We start from the raw sequence: 5,563 nt of genomic DNA, 5'->3' as shown, positions 1-5,563 counted from the left end.
CGAATTCGAGCTCCGCTCGAATTCGACCTCTCCCCGCAAGCGGGGCGAGGTGAAGGAAGAGCCGACTGGTTCATTCCCATTGGCATATTACCCGACCGATATCACACGGTTGGATGGATTGGCAGCGTAGAGCTCCTCGATCAATTCGGTGCGGTGCTCGAGCACAGCGCGCTGGTTGATCGAGCCCTTGTCGGTGACCTCGCCCTTGTCGATCGAGAGCGGCGTGTCCATCAGGATCGCGCGCGTGATTCGCGTCGACGAGCCGGTGGCGGTGGAAAGGAAGCGGGTCAGGCGCTCGCGGAAGGCTTCGCGAACCAGCCGGTCGCGCGTCGCAACGAGGAGATCGTCGGTCGGCAGCGTCGGGTTGATCAGCCGGCAGCCGTCGAGGTCGAGCACCACGAGCGCAGAGACCTCGTCACGGTTGATGCCGGCAATGACGACGTCGCGCACCAGCGGGGCGCAGGCCGCCGTGAGGCGCGCGCGCAAGGGGCCGACGCTGACCCAGGTGCCGCTGGCGAGCTTGAAGTCTTCACCGACACGGCCGTCGAAATCGAATCCGGCGTTGAGATCATCGGGGTCGGCGGGCTTGAGCGCATCGCCCATCTTGTAAAATCCTTCCTCGTCGAAGGATTTCGCGCTGATGTCGGGCTGGCGCCAGTAGCCGGGCATGACGTTCGGCCCCTTGGCGCGCACCTCCAGCTTGCCGTTGTTCGGCACCAGCTTGGCATCGTTGCCGGAAACGGGCAGGCCGACATGGCCGGAGCGGCTGGTGCGTGGGTTGACCGACATGAAGAACGGCGCGGTCTCGGTCGCACCAAGGCCGGTCAGCATCGGCACGCGATAGCCTTTTTCCTTCACCGCGAGCTCGTCGAGGCTGTCCCAGATGAAGGGCGACAGCGCGGCGCCCGAGAAGAACATCGCGTGCAGGCGGTCGAAGAACTTTGCGCGCAGGCCCTGATCTTCGCGCAGATAAGGCAGTAGCGATTCATAGCCCTTCGGCACGTTGAAATAGACCGTCGGCGAAATTTCCTGGAGATTGCGCACGGTCTCCTCGATGCCGCCCGGCATCGGTTTGCCGGCGTCCAGATACATCGAGCCGCCATTGTAGAGCGTCAGCCCGATATTGTGGTTGCCGCCAAAGGTGTGATTCCACGGCAGCCAGTCGATGATGACGGGCGGCTCGTCCTTGAGGAAGGCGAGCGTCTCGCGCAGCATCACCTGGTTGGCGCAGATCATACGCTGGGTGTTGATGACGGCCTTCGGGTTGCCGGTCGAGCCCGAGGTCAGCAGGAATTTCGCGATCGTGTCGGGGCCGATCCTGCCGTGGACGTCGTCGAGATCGCTGCGAACGGGCGTCGCCATGAGATCGGCGAGCAGGGTGACGTCGCGGCCCGGCACGTGGCCGTAGGACGCAGCGATTTCGGTGCCGAGCGAAACATTGGCGGCGAGCGCGTCCGCAAACTTGTCGGCGTCCTCGGCGAAGACGAGGCCGGGCGTCAGCAGCTTCATCAGATAGGACAGCTTGCCGTAATCCTTCGACACCAGCGAATAGGCCGGCGACACCGGGCAGAACGGAATGCCGGCATAGAACGCACCGAATGCGAGCAGGGCGTGGTCGATCGAATTGCCGGAGAGGATGACGACCGGCCGCTCCGCCGACAGGCCGCGCGCGATCAGGCCGGATGCGATGTGCCGGCTTGCGACCAGCAGCTCGGCATAGGTGATCTTGCGCCAGCCGCGGCCGCCTTCGCGCTCGGCCATGAAGACACGGTCCGGCGTGGTATTGGCCCAGTGATGCAGACGGTCGGTGATGCGGACCGGATAGTCGCCGAGCGGCTGCTTCGGTCTGAGGTAGATCGTGCCGTCGTCGCGCCGTTCGATGTTGACGACGGGATCGCCGAACGAAATGGGCCGCAGCGGGAAAGTGCTCGCGCCGCGCTCCATGCTGGAAGAGGACGGCTGCGCGCTCATGACTTCGGCTTCACCTTTGCGGTCTTGTGTTCGAGGAATTCGCGGATCCTGCGCTTCGCTTCCTTGTCGCTCTGCGCGACGGTCGCCATCAGCGACTCCATCAGGAGGCCGGTCTGCGGATTGGCCTCCGCGATCATCGGCAGCGCCTGGAGCACGGCGAAATTGGTCAGCGGCGCGTTGGCGGCGACCTTGGTCGCAAGCTCCATCGCCTTGCCGAGCGCGTTGCCGGCTTCCGTCACATATTGCGCGAAGCCATAGGAGGCGCCTTCGGTCGCGCTGTAGACGCGGCCCGTCAGCATCATGTCCATCATCCTGGCGACGCCGATCAGCCGCGGCAGCCGCACCGAGCCGCCGCCGCCGACGAAGATGCCGCGCTGGCCTTCCGGCAGCGCGAAATAGGTCGAGGATTCGGCGACGCGGATATGCGCCGAGCAGGCGAGCTCGAGGCCGCCGCCGATCACCGCGCCCCTGAGCGCTGCGATCACGGGCACGCGGCTGTACTGGATGCGGTCGAACACCCGGTGCCACATCTGGGAATGCAGCAGGCCGCCGGTCGCGTCATGCTCGGTCAGTTCGGAGAGATCGAGGCCGGAGGAGAAATGGTCGCCGATGCCGTGGATGACGACCGCGCCGATGTCCTCGGGCAGGGACGCAAAACACTCGCCGATTTCCAGGATGATGCCGTCGTTCAGCGCATTGCGCTTGGCCGGCCGGTTCAGACCCACGGTCAGAACCCGGTCCGCCCTCTCGATCCGGAGCAGCCCGGAGGCACCCGCGTTCGCGGTATCGGCGTTTCCCTGTGTCATTTGCGTCCTTATCAGAATAGTTATGTTGTATAACGAATTTGGACGGAGTCAATATGCCGGAGCCAATCATATGGCTGAGGCCGTGCCTCAAACCCGGTGTCGTCCCTGCGAACGCAGGGACCCATAACCCCAGGAAATTGTTTGGCGAAGACCCGTTGTTCGGTATTCCTGCCGGTCGCAATCGATAGATCACGCGGTATGGGTCCCTGCGCCCGTGCGCGATTGCGCACTAGGCAGGGACGACAGCTGAGTGCTGGTCGTGGGCTCGGACCCGACGTCGCCCTACATCACCTGATGCACGTCGATCACCACGCGGTCGGCGTGCCGCGCGGCCGAGCCGACGAAGATGTGCTGCATCAGCCAGCTATACTTCTCATGTCCGGTCTCGAACTTCGGCACGGTGCGGAAATAGATCAGCTTGGGATCGACAGGCTCGCCGCGCTTGAGCTTCTGCAGGAGCTCGACCGGGCCGAAGCGCATGCCCTTGTTCTCGACATAGACGATTGCGCCGTCGTCGGTCTCGAAGGCGTATTTTGCCTCCAAGTCGATCAGCTCGTTGGGGCGGATGGTCTGGAAGTCGGCGCCGAACGGCAACACCTTGCCCGATATCGCGCCCACCACCTCGCCGCCGAGGATCGGAATGATGCGGCGAACGCCGATCCCGGTCTCGCCGGCGGTGACGACGTCGCCGATGCGCGCGGTGATGGTGAAGACGTATTTGGTCTCGAGGGTCGGGGGCATCGATCACTCCACCTGTCATGCAATCAGAAGGTGCCGCTGTCTTCGCCTCTCCCCGCAAGCGGGGCGAGGGGGCTCACCGCCGTCGCGGCGACTGTCCAGACTCAAACATTAATTCGCCATCATCCGCGTCGGCAGCCAGGTGGCCAGCAGCGGGAAGGCGATCAGGATCACGAGGCGGATCAGGTCGGTGACCACGAACGGGATCACGCCCTTGAAGATCGTGGAGAAGGAGACGTCCTTCACCACGCTCTTGATGACAAAGACGTTCATGCCGACCGGCGGGTGGATCAGGCCGAGCTCGACCGTCATCACGATGATGACGCCGAACCAGATCGGGTCAAAACCCAAATGCGTGATCACCGGGAAGATGATCGGCACGGTGAGGATGATCATCGCCATGGCGTCCATCAGGCAGCCGAGCACGAGATACATCACCATGATCAGCGCCAGCACACCATAGCTGCCGAGGCCGAGGCCGGTGAGGAATTCCGTCACCTTCTGCGGTGTCTGCGTCACCGTGAGGAAATAGCCGAAGATCAGCGCGCCGATCAGCACGGTGAACACGGCGGCCGCGGTGCGGGTCGCCTGCAGCAGCGAGGCCAGGATCTTCTCGCGGTCGAGCCGGCCCGTGACCACGCCGATGATGAAGGCGCCCGCGGCGCCGACGCCGCCGGCTTCGGTCGGCGTGAAGCGCGGCAAATAGGGCAGGCCGTAGAGGCCGCCGATCACGAAGATGAACAGCAGCACCGGCGCCCAGATCTCCTTCAGCCCGGCAAAGCGCTCGCGCCACGGCGTCACCTTGCCCTTGGGCAGGAAGTCGGGCCGGAAATAGCCGATCAGGAAGATCGTGATCATGTACATGCTCATCGCCAGGAGGCCCGGGATGATGCCGGCGATGAAGAGCTTGCCGATGTCCTGCTCGGTGATGATGCCGTAGACCGCGAGCACCGTGGAGGGCGGCAGCATCGCGCCCAGCGTGCCGCCGGCCGCGATCACGCCGGTGGCAAAGGACTGCGGATAGCCGAAGCGGCGCATCTCGGGATAGGCGACGGCGGAGAAGGTCGCGGCGGTCGCGACCGACGAGCCGCAGATCGCGGCAAAGCCGCCGCAGGCACCGACGGTGGCGATGCCGAGGCCGCCGCGCAGGTGCCCGACGAAACCGTTGGCGGCGCGGAACAGCTCGCGGCTCATCCCGGAGTTGGACACGAACGAGCCCATCAGCAGGAACATCGGGATGACGCCGAAGGTGTAGTCGGTGACCGTCCGCATCGAGGTCTGGCCGACCAGCTTCAGTGCGGCCGTCCCGTTGACGAGATAGGCGAAGCCGGAGACGCCGACGAGGCCCATGGCCATGCCGACGGGCACGCGCAACAGCATCAGGACGAACAGGGAAACGAAGCCGATTAAGGCGACGGCATCGGTGCTCATGATTACTCCGTCGCCTTCAATTTGGGGTCGTGCATCTCTTCAGGATGGAAGATCAGCCGGTAGGTGCGGATCGCGATCAGCAGCACGGCCGAGACGTCGCCGATCCAGGCGACCGCGAAGAAGGGCCAGGTCGGCATGTGCATGTCGAAGGTCTGGACGTTGTCGTTGTAGGTGCCGCGCACCTTGTCGAACAACGTCCAGGTCTGCACGGTCACGACGAACAGCAGAATTAGGGTGGCGAACACGTCGATCCAGCGTTGATGGCGCGGCCCGACATTGCCCCAGACGAGGTCGACGGTGATGTGGGTGCCGCGATAGGAGGTCGCGGCGATGCCCCAGAAGATGAGGATGCCGAGCAGCATGCGGCCGATGTCGAAGCTGTCGGGGATCGAATAGTTCAGCGTGTTGCGCAGCAGCACCGACAGGAAGATGTCGAGCGCGACGATGCCGACGAAGCCGGCCGCGATCCATTCGATGGTGTCGATGATGCGGTCCATCCAGGAACGCTTTGTGGGATGTGTCTGGTTGTCTGATGTCATACGCATTCTCAGCTCAGGCGGCGGGCTTCGCCTCTCCCCGCTTGCGGGGAGAGGCCGACACGCGAAGCGGGGCGGGTG

5 protein-coding genes are annotated in these 5,563 nt (G+C 64.3%); all 5 read right to left on the bottom strand.

Annotated features, from left to right (window positions below; all coding sequences use genetic code 11):
- Nucleotides 1–87: 87 nt before the first annotated feature.
- The 5 genes from Q0743_RS20300 to Q0743_RS20280 all read right to left on the bottom strand — a co-directional run bounded on the left by Q0743_RS20300 (nt 88) and on the right by Q0743_RS20280 (nt 5,485).
- Nucleotides 88–1,971 carry a feruloyl-CoA synthase gene (locus Q0743_RS20300; RefSeq protein WP_298243269.1) on the bottom strand — a complete coding sequence of 628 codons (1,884 nt, stop codon included), beginning with the start codon at nt 1,969–1,971 and terminating at the stop codon, nt 88–90.
- Nucleotides 1,968–2,777, bottom strand: coding sequence for a crotonase/enoyl-CoA hydratase family protein (locus Q0743_RS20295; protein WP_298243268.1), 810 nt, complete (start codon nt 2,775–2,777; stop codon nt 1,968–1,970). The genes Q0743_RS20300 and Q0743_RS20295 overlap by 4 nt, the downstream gene beginning before the upstream one ends.
- Nucleotides 2,778–3,059: 282 nt before the next feature.
- Nucleotides 3,060–3,518, bottom strand: a complete 459-nt coding sequence (locus tag Q0743_RS20290) for a DUF3237 domain-containing protein (RefSeq protein WP_298243267.1) — start codon at nt 3,516–3,518, stop codon at nt 3,060–3,062.
- Between the two features lie 108 nt (nt 3,519–3,626).
- Entirely contained in the window at nt 3,627–4,946 is a 1,320-nt protein-coding gene (locus tag Q0743_RS20285; RefSeq protein ID WP_298243266.1) for a TRAP transporter large permease, read from the bottom strand.
- A gap of 2 nt (nt 4,947–4,948) precedes the next feature.
- Nucleotides 4,949–5,485, bottom strand: coding sequence for a TRAP transporter small permease (locus Q0743_RS20280; RefSeq protein WP_298243270.1), 537 nt, complete (start codon nt 5,483–5,485; stop codon nt 4,949–4,951).
- Nucleotides 5,486–5,563: the final 78 nt, after the last annotated feature.

The organism is uncultured Bradyrhizobium sp. (assembly GCF_936943645.1).
Lineage (GTDB): Bacteria > Pseudomonadota > Alphaproteobacteria > Rhizobiales > Xanthobacteraceae > Bradyrhizobium.
The sequence above is the reverse complement of the archived record's forward strand: the minus strand, read 5'-3'. Positions and strand labels throughout refer to the sequence as shown.